15 protein-coding genes and 1 pseudogene are annotated in these 17616 nt (G+C 42.4%); 14 read left to right on the forward strand and 2 right to left on the reverse strand.

Annotated features, from left to right (window positions below; translation table 11 throughout):
• Positions 1–22: 22 nt before the first annotated feature.
• The gene (locus NYR53_RS10255; RefSeq protein WP_261305071.1) at positions 23–2311 is read left to right on the forward strand and encodes a glycoside hydrolase family 3 C-terminal domain-containing protein; all 2289 of its coding nucleotides are present in this window, start codon (positions 23–25) and stop codon (positions 2309–2311) included.
• A 95-nt stretch (positions 2312–2406) separates the two neighbouring features.
• On the opposite strand, the gene NYR53_RS10260 is transcribed toward NYR53_RS10255, so the two are convergent.
• Complete coding sequence (locus NYR53_RS10260) at positions 2407–2601, reverse strand: hypothetical protein (RefSeq protein WP_261305072.1); 195 nt, start codon at positions 2599–2601, stop codon at positions 2407–2409.
• On the opposite strand from NYR53_RS10260, the gene NYR53_RS10265 reads away from it, so the two are divergent.
• The 5 genes from NYR53_RS10265 to NYR53_RS10285 all read left to right on the forward strand — a co-directional run bounded on the left by NYR53_RS10265 (position 2586) and on the right by NYR53_RS10285 (position 7738).
• Positions 2586–3083 (forward strand): MFS transporter, encoded by a 498-nt coding sequence (locus NYR53_RS10265; protein ID WP_261305073.1) that lies wholly within the window; start codon positions 2586–2588, stop codon positions 3081–3083. The two genes, NYR53_RS10260 and NYR53_RS10265, sit on opposite strands and share 16 nt — an antisense overlap.
• Before the next feature lie 49 nt (positions 3084–3132).
• Complete coding sequence (locus tag NYR53_RS10270; RefSeq protein ID WP_261305074.1) at positions 3133–3318, forward strand: hypothetical protein; 186 nt, start codon at positions 3133–3135, stop codon at positions 3316–3318.
• Between the two features lie 15 nt (positions 3319–3333).
• A complete protein-coding gene (locus NYR53_RS10275; RefSeq protein ID WP_261305075.1) occupies positions 3334–5811 on the forward strand; it encodes a glycoside hydrolase family 3 N-terminal domain-containing protein in 2478 nt (825 codons plus the stop codon).
• A 14-nt stretch (positions 5812–5825) separates the two neighbouring features.
• Positions 5826–7019: a cytochrome P450 family protein gene (locus NYR53_RS10280; RefSeq protein ID WP_261305076.1), complete on the forward strand. Its 1194-nt coding sequence runs from the start codon at positions 5826–5828 to the stop codon at positions 7017–7019.
• Positions 7020–7276: 257 nt separating this feature from the next.
• Positions 7277–7738 carry a sugar-binding domain-containing protein gene (locus tag NYR53_RS10285; RefSeq protein WP_261305077.1) on the forward strand — a complete coding sequence of 154 codons (462 nt, stop codon included), beginning with the start codon at positions 7277–7279 and terminating at the stop codon, positions 7736–7738.
• A gap of 226 nt (positions 7739–7964) precedes the next feature.
• Here NYR53_RS10285 and NYR53_RS10290 read toward each other — a convergent pair whose 3' ends face one another.
• Positions 7965–9008: a LacI family DNA-binding transcriptional regulator gene (locus tag NYR53_RS10290; RefSeq protein WP_261305078.1), complete on the reverse strand. Its 1044-nt coding sequence runs from the start codon at positions 9006–9008 to the stop codon at positions 7965–7967.
• 546 nt (positions 9009–9554) lie between these two features.
• On the opposite strand from NYR53_RS10290, the gene NYR53_RS10295 reads away from it, so the two are divergent.
• The 8 genes and pseudogenes from NYR53_RS10295 (at position 9555) to NYR53_RS10330 (ending at position 17463) form a co-directional block, all read left to right on the forward strand.
• On the forward strand, positions 9555–10490 hold the full coding sequence (locus NYR53_RS10295) for an ABC transporter permease (RefSeq protein ID WP_261306319.1): 936 nt from the start codon (positions 9555–9557) through the stop codon (positions 10488–10490).
• A gap of 17 nt (positions 10491–10507) precedes the next feature.
• A complete protein-coding gene (locus NYR53_RS10300) occupies positions 10508–11389 on the forward strand; it encodes a carbohydrate ABC transporter permease (RefSeq protein ID WP_261305079.1) in 882 nt (293 codons plus the stop codon).
• Between the two features lie 48 nt (positions 11390–11437).
• Complete coding sequence (locus NYR53_RS10305; protein WP_261305080.1) at positions 11438–13039, forward strand: ABC transporter substrate-binding protein; 1602 nt, start codon at positions 11438–11440, stop codon at positions 13037–13039.
• A gap of 79 nt (positions 13040–13118) precedes the next feature.
• Positions 13119–14609 carry a glycoside hydrolase family 32 protein gene (locus tag NYR53_RS10310; protein ID WP_261305081.1) on the forward strand — a complete coding sequence of 497 codons (1491 nt, stop codon included), beginning with the start codon at positions 13119–13121 and terminating at the stop codon, positions 14607–14609.
• A gap of 30 nt (positions 14610–14639) precedes the next feature.
• On the forward strand, positions 14640–14765 hold the full coding sequence (locus tag NYR53_RS10315) for an ROK family protein (RefSeq protein WP_261305082.1): 126 nt from the start codon (positions 14640–14642) through the stop codon (positions 14763–14765).
• Positions 14764–15057 (forward strand): annotated as a pseudogene (locus NYR53_RS10320) (ROK family protein); the annotation flags it as partial. The gene NYR53_RS10315 and the pseudogene NYR53_RS10320, both read left to right, overlap by 2 nt.
• A 117-nt stretch (positions 15058–15174) precedes the next feature.
• Positions 15175–16293: a Gfo/Idh/MocA family protein gene (locus tag NYR53_RS10325; protein ID WP_261305083.1), complete on the forward strand. Its 1119-nt coding sequence runs from the start codon at positions 15175–15177 to the stop codon at positions 16291–16293.
• 285 nt (positions 16294–16578) lie between these two features.
• Positions 16579–17463 (forward strand): phosphotransferase, encoded by an 885-nt coding sequence (locus NYR53_RS10330; RefSeq protein ID WP_261305084.1) that lies wholly within the window; start codon positions 16579–16581, stop codon positions 17461–17463.
• The last annotated feature ends 153 nt before the right edge of the window (positions 17464–17616 follow it).

Genomic DNA, 17616 nt, shown 5'->3' on the forward strand with positions numbered 1-17616 from the left:
TGATTATAAGGGGAAGATTTTCTTGGAAAAGGAATTGCTTAAAGAGATCGTATTACAAATGACGCTTGAAGAAAAAGCGGCACTTACATCCGGCTTGGATAACTGGTTTACGAAAGGCGTTGACCGTCTCGGAGTACCAAAACTTCACCTAGCCGACGGTCCTCATGGTTTAAGGATTGAACCAAAAAAGAGTGAGGATCTTAACATATTTAACTCCAGACCCGCTATTTGCTTTCCTGCTTGCTGCTTGATCGCTTCGAGTTTCGACACCAAAGTGGCTCAAGCGGTTGGCGAAGGATTAGGAGAGGAATGTCTGGCTGAAGGTGTGGATATTATTCTCGGCCCTTCACTTAACACCAAGAGATCCCCGCTATGTGGCAGGAATTTTGAATATATGTCAGAGGATCCGTTACTTACCGGAGAGATGGGTGCAGCCTATATCAATGGTGTGCAAAGCAAGGGCGTTGGTACGAGTGCAAAGCACTTTTTCGCTAACTCCCAAGAATATAGGCGTGTAACCTCTTCAGCAAACGCTGATGAGCGTACTCTGAGAGAGCTTTACCTAACGAATTTTGAAATCGTCGTCAAAAAGTCACAACCATGGACCGTTATGGCTGCATACAACAAGATTAACGGAACCTACGCCTCCGAGCATAATCAGTATATTGAGGATATGTTGTATAAGGAATGGGGATTTACCGGTTTTGTGGTTTCGGATTGGGGCGCTGTTCACAATCGGATCGAAACGGCTAAGGGTGGAACTGCTCTTACGATGCCGTCTGACTCCAATCATGATAATAAGCTAGTGGAAGCGGTCCGGTCCGGTGAGCTAGACGAAAAGCAGCTAGACAAGCTTTGTGAGCGCATTATTGAAGTCACATACCGTGCTAAAGAGGTGAAATTGAAAAAGGAACGCGACTTTGAAGCGGCCCTTGCCTGTGCACAACAAGCGGCGGAGCAATCCATCGTGCTTTTGAAAAATGAGGGAGTGCTGCCTCTTCCCGACAAAAAGAAGGTTGCATTTATTGGAAAATACGCCGAGGCTCCCCGATATCAAGGGGGTGGGTCCTCGCACATCAAATCATACAAAGTCATTTCGGCGCTTGATGCGGTTAGGGATATCGCAAACGTAACCTACGCCCAAGGTTATGTGGACAATGAGGAACGGACAGACGAAGCTCTTCAGGCGGAGGCGATTGAAGCGGCAAAGGCTGCCGATATAGCGGTAGTCTTTGCAGGCCTTCCAGAGTCCTTTGAGTCAGAGGGCTACGATCGCATTCATATGAGAATGCCGGCTTGCCAAAACGAACTCATCGAGGCTGTTGCAGCGGTCAATCCCAATACCATTGTTGTGCTTCACAACGGTGCACCTGTAGAAATGCCATGGGCAGACAAGGTAAAAGGAATCGTAGAGGCCTATCTTGGCGGCGATGCTGTAGGTGCTGCTAACGTAAACATTTTATATGGTAAGGTCAACCCTTCGGGAAGATTAGCAGAAACTTTCCCCAAGGAGCTGGAGGATAATCCGTCTTACCTTTTCTATACCGGTGAAAATGATATTGAAGAATACCGTGAAGGCGTGTTTGTTGGATACCGTTATTATGAGACCAGAAAATGCGATGTGCTTTTCCCGTTCGGTTACGGACTGTCCTATACCACATTTGAGTATTCCAACTTAAAGCTAAGTCATTCTGAGTTGGATTCTGAAACGGAGACACTTACTATTAGTGTCGATGTATCCAATACAGGTAATGTGGAAGGTAAGGAGGTTGTGCAGCTGTATGTTGCGCCTCATAAAGGAGTCATCATCCGTCCGGCAAAAGAGGTTAAAGGTTTTAGTAAAATAAACTTAAAGCCTGGTGAAACAAAAGCGGTTACCTTTGTTGTTGATAAGCGTTCGTTTGCTTATTGGAATATGGAAATAAACGGATGGCATGTTGAAAGCGGAAAGTACGACATCGTAATAGGCAAAAATGCGCATGACGAATTACTCAAACAAACTGTAACCGTAAATGGGGTAAAACTTTTTATTGGAAAGCTTACCGAACTCTCTACAATCGGAGATTTAATTTCAATTCCAAAGGGCGCTGCGTATTGGGAAACCATTCAACCACGCTTTATAGAGGGCTCCAAAAAGTTAGGCTTTGCCAAAGATACGGATATGGAAAAAGCAGATGGGACTGATAGTAGAGCCAATGTGCTATTTTCTTTGCCTATAAACACCCTGTGTTTTGTTATTCCCGATTACACAAATGACGAGCTTCATACTGCATTGGAAGAAATCAATAAGGATGATTGGCGGACCTATTAAGAACATAGAAAATGATATGCCTCGGATAATCGGGGAACTGGGAGGGCTGGGGCTCATGGCCTGGCTATTGACCTCCTATATGCTTACTTCTACCGTTATCGTGCGATAGCAGGATCATCGGTTTGTTTGCCCTCTCGATCTTGTTCCTGATTCTGTTCGTCTTGGTAGAGAACCGGGCGCAGGATCCGATTCTTCCTATGCGTTTCTTCTTGGACCGTACATTTACGATCATTAACAGCATCGACTTCTTGATGAGCGTGGGGATGTTGGAGCGATGATGTTCGTTCCATTGTTCATGCAAGGTATTCTCGGTGTCAGTCCTACCGCAACCGGGATGATTATGATGCCGCTCACCGTCACCATGATTCTTGCAAGTATAGCAAGTGGTCTATTGATTGAGAAAATGGGTATCCGGCTCCAGATGGCCATCGGCTTGTTGATTATGGCGGTGGGGTTCGTATTCATAGCCCAGATGGATATCCATACGACCCAACTCATGACCTCTGTCTATATGTTTATTCTCGGATTAGGGATGGGAATGATTATGCCCGGCCTGACATTGGCGCTGCAGGAGACCTATCCGCAGTCAGACCTGGCCATCGTCACATCCTCCAGTACCTTCTTCCGGCAAATCGGCGGAACCTTTGGAATGACCATATTAGGAGCGGTGATGAATCTCTACTCCGGGAGGTACTTAACGGAACGGCTCGTCCCCGTTCTGAAGCCCATGGAGGAGGGGGACGGTCAGTTATCATCCATCATCACACCATAATCCGCAGCAATTGTTTTCCGCCCTTCTCAGTCCGGATACCATTGCTCAGATGCAGCGGGCTCTGGCCGATACCATTATTCCGGTTATGAAGGGTTCCCTTGTGGATTCGCTGCAGATCGTATTCAAATGGTCTCTTGTTTTTGTTGCAGCGGGTCTGTTGTTGACCCCTCTGATCAGGAGGATTAAGCTGGCGAGTAGAAAAGGTGCGGAGAAAAAAATGATGCAAATTCATTAAGTAGGAGGAAGAAAGATGATCTATAAAGATGCAAGCAAACCTATTCAAGAAAGAGTGGAAGATTTACTCGGAAGGATGACATTAAAAGAAAAAGTAGCACAATTATACTGCGCAAATTCCTATGGGGGAGACAGTGTTCATGACGGCAAGGAAGAAAGATTAAAAGATGGAATTGGGACAATCAGTTATTTAAATGATTCCTTAACTGGTGACAATCTGAAGGATATGGAGACCTTAAAGAGCATTCAAAAATTTCTTATCGAGGAAACGAGATTAGGGATTCCAGCGCTGGTTCATAGTGAAGGAATAGCGGGGGCGCAAATACCGGGTGCAACTACTTTTCCACAGTCTCTTAATGTTGCTTCAACCTGGGAGCCTGCTTTAGCTCAAAAAATGGGTGAGGTAGTCAAAAAACAATTAATGGCCTATGGTTTTAAAGCTGTCCATTCCCCTCTATTTGACTTGGGAAGAGATCCAAGATGGGGAAGAATCGGTGAAACTTACGGAGAAGACCCCTATTTGGTTGCTCAAATGGGTGTTTCTTTTGTCAAAGGATTGCAAGGCGATGACGAAGTAATGGCTACAGCCAAGCACTTTGTCGGTTATGGAAATGCCGAAGGTGGAAGAAATGGCGGGGAACAGCAAATAGCTGAAAGAAAACTGCTGGATACGTACTGTTTCCCATTTGAAGCGGCAATTCATGAGTCAGATGTGAAGGCTATCATGAATAGTTATGGCATATTGAACGAACAGGCGGTGGCTACTTCAAAATGGCTGCTTATAGACATTCTAAGGGACAAGCTAGGATTTAACGGGCTGGTTGTATCTGATTATGGCAGTATTACGCATGCAAATTTACGATATCGAGTGGCAAAAGACGCCAAAGAGACAGCAATCCTGGCACTCACAGCTGGAATAGATGTTGAACAACCCGGCAACTCGTGTTACCAGTACTTGGTGGATGCTGTTGGATCGGGAGAAATTGAAGAGGTTTATATAGATCGTTCCGTAAGACGTGTTCTTGAAACAAAATTCAAGTTAGGATTATTTGAAAACCCATATGAAGATGGTAGTTTTCATGAAGAAATAAGTAAACCAGAGTGCGAGGAATTATCTCAAGAAATTGCAGAGAAATCCATTGTCTTGGTGAAAAATGAAGATCATATCCTGCCTCTGCAAAAGAATTTAAAGATAGCAGTTATAGGGCCCACCTCGGACAACAAACCGAATTTCTTTGGCGGATACTCATCTGTTGGTTCAGCCAGTACAAAAAGTAGTGACTTTGATAAATCTGAAGAAGATAACATGCTAAAAATGGCATACGCCAGTGCGATTACTGAACATAAAGAAACGTTAAATGCATACGGCATTACTTTTGACGATGAGCCGACACCTGAACAAAAAAAGTTTATCATGGACATGATTAAGCAAAACATGTCTTCTTCAGATAAAGATAAATATGGATCTCCGGAAGAGTTCGTTGAAACCTACTATCCCAATTGTAAATCTGTTAAGGAAGTTCTGGAAAATGAATTTGGAAAAGAAAATATTCTGCATGTAAAAGGCTGCGAAATTAGAACACCAATCAGTGGTGGCATTGAAGAAGTAAAAAAAGCTGTGGAGCAGGCGGATATTGTTATTGCTGTATTAGGTGGCAAAGAAAGCATGTTAGATCCGCAAGCAACCTGTGGAGAAAACAGGGATAATATGAACATTGATCTTGAAAAACCGCAGTTGGAAATGATGGAAGAGGTGTTTGGGCTTAATAAACCAGTTATATCCATTATTGTCGATGGCAGACCGTTATCAACACCTTTAATAAGTGAAAAAAGCAGAGCGGTCCTCTACGCTTGGCTTCCTGCACAGACAGGTGCTCAAGCTATTGTGAACACTCTCACAGGAAAAAGCAATCCAAGTGGAAAACTACCGGTGACGATTGTAAAAGATAATGGTCAGATTCCCATGTATAACAGTAGATTACCTTTTTATGCGGAAATTAACAATTGGGCTGAATATATCGATAACGACAAAAATACACCGTTATATCCATTTGGACATGGATTAAGCTATACACAATTTGAGTATAGCGAATTGGAACTGGACAGCACGGTTGAGGCGGACGGGGAATTGAATTTGAAATTTAAGCTCAAAAATGCGGGACCTCGTGATGGAGATGAGGTTGTACAGGTATATATGCGGGATAGTGTAAGCAGTGTTGTAAGGCCTGTGAAGCAGCTTGTTGGATTTGCCCGGGTTGGTTTGGAAGTTCATGAAACAAAGGAAGTTGCATTCAAGGTGAACATGAAACAACTGGCTTTCCATGATCTAAATATGGACCAGGTTGTGGAGCCTGGGAAGATTGAAGTGTTCATTGGTGCTTCATCCCACGATATTCGATTAAAGGGTGCCTTTGATATTACAGGTGAAAAAATGATTGTTGAAAGAAAAGTGTTCTCTTCCAAAGCAACTGTAAGAAAAATATTGAATCATTAAAGGAGGAAATCCTCATGTCGAAAATTGATTTTCTAAATCAACAATTTATTCAAAATCCGTATCCTGCCTACAGTAAAGTTCGCGATCAAGATCCGGTGTACCGATTTCTCTTACCGAGCGGACACTATGCATGGATTGTCACCCGATACGACGACGCTCAGGATGTTTTGAATGATTCGCGATTCGTGACGAACTCTCCATATATGGTTGAGAACAATGGACAAGCTGGGCCGTTGCACAGGGAGATCATATCCCGCAACTTGCTAAGCGTGGATCCTTCCGACCATCGCCGCTTGCGGCGGTTGGTTCAAAAGGCGTTCACGCCGCGAATGATCGAACGGCTCCGGGGGCGTATCGAAGAGATCAGCAATGAGCTCCTCGATTTGGTACAGGACAAGGGGGAAATGAATCTAATCGAAGATTTCGCTTTCCCGCTACCGATCATGGTGATTTGCGAAATGCTTGGCGTACCGATCGAAGACCAAGACAAATTCAAAGAATGGTCGAATGTAATTATGGAAGGATTTAATAATCCGCAACTCGAGGAGCAAAGCGATGCCGTGATGATGGCGTTCGTTGATTACTTGCAGGACTTGATTGCAAAAAGACGCAATCATCTGCAGGAGGATTTAATCAGTGATCTGATCAGCTTAGAGGACGATGGGGATGTCTTATCCGAGCATGAGTTGTACGCGTTAGTATTCGTACTTATCATCGCCGGTCATGAAACGACGGTGAATTTGATTGGGAACGGCATAATTGCTTTATTGGAACACCCGGAACAGAAGGAAAAGCTGCAAAGTCAACCTGAACTTATTCATTCTGCAATTGAAGAAATTCTACGCTATAACGGCCCTGCTGAAGTTAGTAATATTCGATGGGTTACGGAGGACTTGGAGTTGAGAGGCAAGCGTATTCGCAAGGGCGAGATGCTGTTTGTTTCTATCGCATCGGCCAATCGCGATAGTGAGCAGTTCGCAGAGCCAGATACTTTTGATATCACCCGGGATGTGAATAACCATATCGCCTTCGGTAAAGGGATTCATTACTGCCTTGGTGCCCCTCTCGCCCGATTGGAAGGCGAAATCGCCATCGGCGCACTGCTTCGCCGAATGCCTGAACTGCGTATGAAGACGGCTAGCGATGACCTGACATGGCGTCCAGGGATGATTATACGAGGTGTAGAGGAGATCCCTGTCTTGTTCTAACTTTAACAATAGTAGATAGATCATCATATAGGGGATGAAATGGAGAGCTCCTGAATCATGAAGAAGCGGTAGCAGTGGTTCAGTGCACGATGCGGGCACTTACGGTATGGCGTGCAAAGAGGCACGCTTGAAGCCGGGAGTTCTCCATCTGAAGAGGTTAAGCCTAAAAAAAACAGCGTATCCAACTTAAAAAGCCGCATTGGGGTAAGGTCCTGGGAGAAGCATGGTCATCATGAAGATTTTCAACAAATTAAGTATTGAAGCTGGATAAGATACAAGTAATTTTCTCAAAAACTATGAAACAAAGACCCGTGGAACAGGTGTTAAGCGGTGAACGTAAAAACTCAAAGTATGTGTACTGCCTCAATGGATCCTGGAAGTTCAAATTGTTTCCATCTCCTGATGCAGTGAAAGATGAATTTTATCCTCCTGACAACGATGTATCCATGTCGGATTCTGTTTTAGTCCCTTCTAACTGGGAGCTTTCCGGATATGGAAAGCCTGTGTATACCAATACTCTGTATACCTTTAGTAAGGAGGGGGAGGGTTCCCATCATGAAATTCAGCTTAAAAAGAATGAATATGTTTTTAATCCTCCCCATGTGCCAGAAGATAATCTCACCGGATGTTATGTAATGACATTTGAGATACCTGATCATCATGGCAGCTTTCGAGAGATGTTTAGTTTTAAGACGAATCTACCCGAAGGATGGGTATGAAACCGAATTGAGAAACGAGTTGGGAAAGAGGGTAGAAGGAGCTCGAATTAGTACAAAAAAATGAAATGGATGTGGGGTGAAAACCGATAGCATCCGTATTTGAAATCGTGTGATAACCGCTAAATATATTTAAATAAACAACTCCGAAGTCCAAAGTAAAAGTATCGCATAGAACAGCAAAGAACCTGAGGCGCAGCCTCAGGTTTTCTGATTATGATTTTATAAATTATGATTCGTTTAAATTACCCGTAGATTCGCGAAATATCGGCTTCGTTTGAACGTGAGTAATTTGAGGAGGCTTGAGAGGGTTCTCAACCCTGGACAACAATATTTCAGCAGCCAGAATTCCTATTTCCTCTCTGAATATATGGACGGTTGTCAAATGAGGTTCTACGATCTGCGACTCAGGAGAGTTATCAAAACCGCAAATAGCAATATCCTCTGGTATTTGTACATTCTTATTTTTTAATATCCTCATCACGTTAATGGCAATAAAATCATTCGCACAAACAAATGCAGTCGGAAAGTTGTTCATGTTATCCAACCGATTCTCTAACCATTTAGGATCCGCAATATATCGATCTTCTTCAACTATGCAAAATAATGGGTCGAGTTGTAAGTGAGAGTCTAGTAATGCCTTATTAAATCCAACCCATCTTTCATTAAAACTTTTACAATGATTGTAATCGCCAATAAAACCAATGTTTGTATAACCATTATCAATTAATTTCTTTGTCAAATAAAAAGTACTTTGTTCGTTTTCCATTAGAATAATATCTGCATGAAGTTCGGGATAAAAGATATCCGCTGTGGAATCTATAAAAATGGCTGGGATGCCCAAGGAATTGATTAATTGGGTGTATTTCTTGTCAAATAGCTCAATACAAACGATTCCGTCCACTTTTTTAGCATCGAAATTATTAGGCAGTACTAAAGAAGAAATATCCGATTCCCGAACAATGTGAATGGATAGATTAAAACCATCGGAACTGATTTTTTTCTCAAGCCCGCTTAGCGATGATGCGCCGAAATGACTATTGCTCGGCATATTTGACGTTAAAAGTGCAATGTTGCCCGTATTTTTTGTGGTTAACGTGTCCGTATCGATTAGAGCAAATTGTTTATAATTTAATTCAATCGCACGTTTTAATACCTTATTTCTTGTTTCTGCAGGAATACTTTCACTGCCGTTTAGAGCTTTAGAAACAGTATTCCTGGATAGCCCCAAAGAGTCCGCGATATTTTGTATGGTGATTTTTTCTTTACTCATGTGCTTACTCCTTTGCGAACAACATCACTCCTCAGATCATGAATGATTAGTTTTAAACTAAATGTATAATATTACAAATATAATGTCAATTCGTAAAGTTACAAATGAACAAATATACAACTAATAATTAGTGCATTTGCAAAGTGGGGATATGACTGCATTTAAATTAATTTATATAAACAAATGCACATTTATATTTGTGCAAATGAATTTAAGTTCATTAAAAAAATACATCAGTAAATCAGATTTATCTTTAAAAATGGAAAATAATGCGTGAAAAAAAACGGATTTGTCGAATTGAAGTGTGAAAATGCACTTAATATAGTTTGCATATGAACAAAATTATTTAAAAATTTGTTGACTAAATTTAGCGTTGAGTGTAAATTGTAATTGTGGCTGATAGGATAAAACAAAAAAATGTAAGCCCTTCCTTACAAGGGTTCGCATGTAAGAAATTACGATTGTATGCAAAATATTGTGCAAATGAATAATTCTATGGATATTGAGTTAGGGGGGACTGTCTTGCAAGAAGTTGCGGAGGTCGACATGAGAGCTGTTAAACAAAGAAGTAATACATTTATAAGTAAAATTGATTTTATGAGGAAAAATCCTTTTCTGTACCTACTGATGGCACCAGCCTTCATCCTGACGATCATATTTAAGTACGTGCCCATGTACGGGGCGGTCATTGCTTTTAAAGACTTTAGTCCGAGCAAAGGGATTTTTGGCAGTGAATGGGTGGGATTAAAGAATTTTACAAAGTTTTTAACCTCACCCAATTTTGAAGTTATTTTCATGAACACGCTGAAACTTAGTGCTTACGGACTCATACTTGGTTTCCCGGTCCCCATCTTATTAGCGCTTATGCTGAATCAATTGCGCAAAGCTGGCGTTAAAAAAAGGATTCAATTGGTCTTATATGCGCCAAACTTTATATCCGTTGTCGTTGTTGTCGGGATGTTATTCGTCTTCTTATCGCCGGTAGGGCCGATTAATAAGATTCTAACCCTGATTACTGGCCATCCTATCAATTTTATGTCAGACCCGGATTATTTTCGAACGCTTTATATCTTATCTGGCATTTGGCAGGGAGCGGGCTGGTCATCGATTATTTATGTAGCTGCATTAGCCGGTGTTGACCCTGAGCTCCATAATGCTGCAACCATTGATGGAGCTAACCTGCTGCAAAGAATAAAACACATAGACTTGCCTACGATTAAACCGGTTATGGCAATCGTATTCATTTTAGCTGCCGGCGGCATTATGGCAATTGGATTTGAGAAAGCCTATTTGATGCAAACGGCAATGAATGTTCCGACTTCAGAGATCATTCCAACCTATGTATATAAAATTGGTTTGCAAGCAGGAAATTACGCGTATTCCTCAGCGGTTGGTCTATTTAACTCCGTTATTAATGTCGTTTTACTTATCCTCGTTAATGTTGTCGTGAAGAAATTAAATGAAGGTGAAGGCCTCTATTAAAAGAAAGGAGATGCCGTATGAATTTTAAGCCTACTAGATTGGACCGTTTTATTCTGACTATCAATTACATTCTATTGTTCTTTGCTGTATTGATCGTTGTAGTTCCCTTAATTTATGTAGTCGTGGCATCGTTTATGGAGCCGACTGCACTGTTAAATAAAGGGATCTCCTTCCATCTTGCGGATTATAGTGTTCAAGGGTATAAAGTCATCTTATCGAATCATGCGATGATCCGGGGGTTTGTAAATGCTCTTTTTTACTCCGTCGCATTTTCTTTTGTTACCGTCGTTGTCTCCATTTTTGCCGGCTACCCTTTATCGGTTGCAGGTTTCGTAGGTAAAAAGTTTTTTACAATCCTGTTTGTCATCACCATGTTTTTCGGCGGCGGGTTAATTCCAACCTATCTGGTGATAAAAAACTTGGGAATGTTAGATACAGTATGGGCGATCATCCTACCAACGGCTGTAAATGTTTGGAATATTGTTTTGGCAAGGACCTTTTTTAGTGGAATTCCGAATGAATTGAACGAGGCAGCAAAGGTCGATGGCGCATCTGAGGTGCGTATCTTCTTTAAGATTGTTCTCCCTCTATCTAAACCAATTATTTTCGTACTAGCTCTATATGCATTCGTAGGTCAATGGAATTCTTATTTCGACGCGTTAATTTATTTGAAGAGTGCTAATTTGCTGCCTCTACAGTTGGTTTTAAGATCTATCTTAATTCAGAATCAAGTAAATCCTGGCATGATTGCGGACCAATTGGCTATGGCAGAACTGAAACGGCTATCTGAGATCATTAAGTATTCGTCCATTGTCATTTCCAGTCTACCGTTACTTGTTATGTATCCTTTTTTCCAAAAGTATTTTGAAAAGGGTGTCTTGGTCGGTTCATTAAAATAATGGATCGGCAAGCATATAGGTTTTCCAAAAAAAAGGAGGGTTATTTTTATGAAACATTCCCAAAAGGCATTATTCATTTCTCTGGCGGCATTATTGGCAGTAACGGGGTGCACAAGCAGCAAAGAATCAGGCGAGCCGGCAGCATCAAGCGCTGCCCCAGGTACAACAGCGAAACCCGCTTTGAAGTTTATGACACAAAGTTCACCGCTAGCTCCCGAAGATCCTAATAAAAAGGTAATATTCCAACGTCTAGAAGAAAAGACGGGAATACACATTAATTGGGAAAACTATCCGTGGGATTCGTTTGCGGAGAAAAGAAATTTAGCGATTGCCAGCGGTGACCTTCCTGATGCGATTTTCGATGCAGCCTTGGGTGACTACGATTTGCTTAAATTGGCAAAGGACGGAACCATTATTCCGCTCGATGACATTATTGAAAAACAAATGCCAAATTTCAAAAAGGTTTTGGAGAAAGCGCCGCAATATAAATCGATGATTACGGCCCCAGATGGTCATATTTATTCATTCCCATGGATTGAGGAGCTGGGCGCGGGTAAGGAAAGTATCCATTCGGTCGACGATTTTCCTTGGATTAATGTGGAATGGCTAAATAAGTTAGGCTTGAAAATGCCTAAAACGACCGAAGAATTAAAACAAGTTTTGATTGCTTTTAAAACAAAAGACCCGAACGGTAATGGAAAAGCGGATGAAATACCAATGTCCTTCATTAATAAAACCGGCGGAGAAGACTTGGCTTTCTTATTCGGCTCCTTCGGTCTGGGTGAGAACTGGGACCATACGGTTGTCAGTGATGATGGAAAGGTTATTTTCACATCTGCTGATAATAGCTTTAAGGAAGGCGTCAAGTTTCTAAATGAATTATATAAAGAAGGTTTAATGGATGTTGAAGCGCCTACGCAGGATTGGAATACCTATTTAGCTAAAGGAAAAGAAAATCGTTATGGTTTGTACTTCACATGGGATAAGGGAAATATTACGGGCATGAATGATAAATATGACCTTATGCCTGCGCTTGAAGGGCCGAATGGCTGGAAAAACGTAACGAGAACGAACGGAATGGGCTTCGATAGAGGAAGAATGGTTATCACCAAAACAAATAAAAATATCGAAACAACGGCAAAATGGATTGATTCCCTATACGATCCAACTCAATCCGTACAAAACAACTGGGGCACATATGGGGATAAAGCGCAGCAAAATATCTTTGAATTCGATGAATCTAAAAAAATGCTGAAACATTTACCGTTGAACGGAACGTCTCCTTGGGAATTGAGACAGAAAACCTTTGTTGGCGGACCATTGGCGATTTTGGATTCTTACTATGGCAATGTTACGACGAAGCCAGACGATGCGGCATGGAGATTGGACCTAATGAAAAAAGTGATGGTCCCGGACATGAAGGCTAAAAATATTTATCCAAAAGTGTTCTTCTCACTGGAAGAATTGGATCGACTCTCTGCGATTGAAACAGATATGTTTGCCTATGTACTGAGAAAACGGACCGAGTGGATTCAGAATGGGAAAATTGATGCTGAATGGGCTGGTTATTTAAAAGAATTGGACCGTCTGGGTCTACAAGATTGGTTGAAGATTAAACAAGTAGGTTACGACAGAAACGTAAAAAAATAAATTTTGTTATAAAATCGCCGGAGTGGATCGAGTATGAAGGTTACGCTCCGTTTTTTTTAAAATAGAGGGAGTGGAAGAGATGTCAACTATTCTGTATAGAGAAAAGTACCGGCCACAGTTTCATTTTACGCCGCCGGCTAAATGGATGAACGATCCAAATGGAATGGTATATTTCGATGGGGAATATCACTTGTTTTATCAGCATTATCCAGAAGGTACAACCTGGGGACCGATGCATTGGGGACATGCGATCAGTACGGATTTGACCCATTGGGAGCATCGCCCGATTGCGTTAAAACCAGATCAAAATGGTTTCATATTCTCAGGTAGCGCAGTGGTGGATTGGGAGGATACAAGCGGATTCTTCTCCGGTAAGCCCGGTCTGGTTGCTATTTTTACCCATGCGGACCATTATCCGGATTCCGATCGTCCGAGACAAAGGCAAAGCCTTGCTTATAGTTTGGATAAAGGCAGAACGTGGGTGATGTATGAGGGGAATCCAGTGTTGTGCAACGAGCAAATAACGGACTTCCGGGATCCTAAAGTATTCTGGCAAGCTTCAAAGCAGCAGTGGATCATGGTGCTTGCAGTGGAAGACCGTGTTCATTTCTATACGTCTTCCAATCTAAAGGAATGGTCTTTTGCTAGTGAGTTCGGTGCCGCAGAGGGCTCACACGACGGAGTATGGGAATGTCCGGACTTAATAGAGCTACCGATAGAAGGTCATGCTGAAGGAACGAAATGGATACTGATCGTCAGCATCGGAGATCATCCACAGATGGCTGAAGGCTCAAGGACACAATATTTTGTTGGGAGCTTTGACGGAAGTACATTTACGAACGATGCTGCTCCTGAAACCGTATTATGGTTAGATCATGGGAGAGATAACTATGCCGGTGTAACATGGTCGGATGTTCATAGATCGGATAAAGGAAAACTGTTTATCGGCTGGATGAGCAATTGGAAATATGCAAATCTTACCCCGACAACCAATTGGAGAAGTGCGATGACGCTGCCTCGGGTGTTATCCCTGAGGCAGGTGCCATCTGGAATCCGCTTGGTTCAAAAGCCTGTAACGGATTTGCAGAAGCTTCGGTTAGAAGAGCGGATTTGGGAAGAGGTTACAGTTAACCCCGGTCAAAATATACTTTCGGACGCGCAAAGCGACATCTATGAGCTCGAATGTGAAATCGATTTAGGTGAAGCATCGGAAGTCGGTTTTAAGCTAAGGAAATCGGAGCGGGAAGAAACGGTAGTCGGCTACAATACCGCTACGCAGACATTGTTTGTTGATCGATGTAACTCCGGTGAATGCGGATTTCATGATGCTTTTGCTTGTAAGCATGATGTACAAATGGAGCTTCAAAACGGACGGCTCAAGCTGCATCTTTTTGTCGATAATTCCTCCGTTGAAGTATTTGCGAATGACGGGGAGACGGTGATTACCGATCAAATTTTTCCGGATCCGTCCAGTACAGGTTTGGAACTGTATGTGCTTGATGGAAAGGCCAAGGTCATTTCTCTAGCACTTCATTCATTGAATTCGATATATTCGGCAGTTACAGTATAACAAAGTGACGATGATTGTGAGGGAATCGAATTGTTATTAGGTGCTATCGAAGGCGGCGGGACAAAGTTCGTATGCGGGATTGGTACGGCAGATGGTGAAATCCTTGACCGGATCTCTATCCCAACAACGACACCAGAAGCTACGCTCGGTATTTGAACTTGGATATACGCATTCTGCTTGGGAAATGGAAAGTTACTATATTGCCCAGGCGCTGGTCAATTACATTCTCACACTTTCTCCGGAGAAAATCATCCTCGGCGGCGGTGTTATGAACCAGTCCCGCTTATTCCCGCTTATACGCGAACAAGTTCGTAAACTGTTGAACGGCTATGTACAGCATCCGGCTTTTTCAGAGGACAACGATAGTTACATTGTACAACCCGCTCTAGGCGGCAACGCTGGCCTTTGCGGTGCCCTAGCCTTGGCTAAGCAAGCCTTGGATATTTAGAATTGCGATACCAAGAAAATACCGAAAAGTACCTCTAGCTATTCGTCATAGTGGAGGTATTTTTCCTTTAGATATACAAAGATAATTAAAAACAATTACTATTCGGAGGTTACGTTAATGAAACTTGGATTCATCGGTTGCGGAGTTATTTCAACTGCACACTTGGAAGGTTTGCAACAATTAAAAAATGAAGGCAAGGAAACGTTTGATTTAACCGCTGTTTGCGATCTTAGGCAGGATCGGGCTGAGGTGTTTGCAGCTGAAGTGGAAAGTCGGCTCGGAAAGCGGCCCGAAGTATATACAGATTATCGCAGGATGCTGGAGGAAGGCCGATTAGATGCAGTATCCGTCCTGCTGGATCATGATTTGCATCATATCGTTGCGGAAGATTGTTTTGCTGCGGGAGTACATGTGCAAATGCAAAAGCCGTTGGCAATTTCTCCTTCCTTTGGACGGAAGATGCTTTCGGATGCGAAAAAGTACGGCAAAGTTATGACTTTATCTGAACCAAGCGTATTGGGAGCTGACAATGTTGCAATGGCAAGAGCGGTGAGAAAGGGTATCATCGGCTCCATCTTCATGATTATGGACTACGCGACCGTTACACTTGGGCGTAAATATTTTGCCGGAACGGCATGGCGTCATATGAAAGGAAGAGCGGGAGCCGGATGGATTAATGATCATGGTGTCCATCGCACTCATTTTTTTACTGAAGTGAACGGTCCTATTAAAGAAGTGTTTTCATATAAGGAAATTTTTGAGAAAGAGTTGAGCGACGGGGAAACCATTATACGTCCTAGTGGCGAAGATACGTCGGTAACGGTTTTTCGTTTTGAAAACGGCGGATTGGGGCACTGGATGTGCAGTACTGCTGCGCATGGGGAAAGAACAGGCGGGGTATGGATTTACGGCAGCAAAGGTTGCTTCCGTCCCGGCAAACATGCGGCGTTAGAAGACGGAAGTATCATCCCAATGTCTGAAATCATAGAGCGTTTTGCACCCGATACGGTGCAAAATCCGTTTGCTCATTCTTATGTGGAATTATGGGAGGCGATTATGGATCATAAGGAGCCGATCTCGAGCGCTGAACGGGGGCTTGAAGCCTTAGGCGTGGTATTTGCGGCATTGGAGTCAGCTACAATTGGCGAACCGGTTAATGTCCAAGACATCATCAACGGAAAAATGCACGCATATGAAGATTCGGTGATCGAGGAAATGAAATCTTTCAAAAAGTAGCTTTTACAAGAAACACATTAATCTGCGCTACCTGTATATTTCACAAAAATTGTTGGCAATTCATAGCGGCGAGAAGGAAGAAATCATTGGATGTTGGTTGCTCAGGGAGGGGGCAGAAGGGAAAGGGTTGTTTTGGCGACGAAAATATAGCACCCCATGGATGATCTGAATGAAGGGTCGAATAATGCAGGAGGGATATCCGGCTACAGGTTTCGCCGGTTGGCACCTTGCACAGGCAGCATAATCTTTTGTGTTAAGTGAATATTTGATGCGGGGTGGATCCTGTTGCACAGTAAAGCTGAAGAAATTATTTGCCAAGTACCGGAGCTAAACCATGAATTCATACATTTTGAAAATTTTAGAGGTGGGCTTTGCAATCAGACCTATAAGATACAAACCAAACAGAGTACATATGTTCTTCGCATCAATAGCAGACAAAACGAGTATTTGAACCTGACGCGCCGCTCTGAAGTAGAAGTGATGAAGAAGGCAAACCGCGAAGGATTTGCTCCCAGAGTGATTTCCGATAATCATCCAGAACAATTTGTAGTCACGGAATTTATTGAAGGTCGAGTGCTTGAGAAAGATGATTTGAAAGGCGATCATATCAAAGAAATGATTATGGATCGCTTCAAACGAATACATCGTATGGAAGGTCAAGGTAGAACATGTTCGCCTTACGATTTAATTTATGGATATTTGAAAGGCGCAGATCAGTTTCAAGTCAAGCATCCTGATGGATTAAACAGAATTTTGCATCGAGTAGAGAAAATCGCGCATACGAGGAGCGATGACAAAGAATATAACGGCAAATTTTGTCACAATGATTCCTTTTTATGCAATATGATTTATACAGGTCAACAGTTGCAAATCATTGATTGGGAGTTGTCGGGAGTCGGAGATGTGTTTTTCGAATTGACGCTCATTCCGTTTACAAATCAGTTCAGTGAAACAGATGAGCGTGAGTGGTTAAAGCTATACTTCGGATATTTCGAGGAGGAAACATTCCACATTTTTCAGGACATGAAATTCGTGTCGATGGTTCGAGAGGTAGTGTGGGGGATGTTTTACAGTGGAATTACTAAAGAGGAGAGTCACCATGACTTTGATTACTACAAGTTTGCCGAATATTGCATCCAGCGGATAGAACACGGGATTTATCAATTATAATGATGTAGATGCTCTCACTTCATTTTATTAATAACTTAATGAAGACTAACTTTAAGTAAAGGATATGTTAGTTACTAATGTATGTTCTACAAAGAAAGGGCCATCCCGCAAAGGATGGCCTTTAAACTTGTAAATACAGACAGCGCGCTAAGC

The sequence above is a fragment of the Paenibacillus andongensis genome, from assembly GCF_025369935.1.
Classification (GTDB): Bacteria; Bacillota; Bacilli; order Paenibacillales; family NBRC-103111; genus Paenibacillus_E; species Paenibacillus_E andongensis.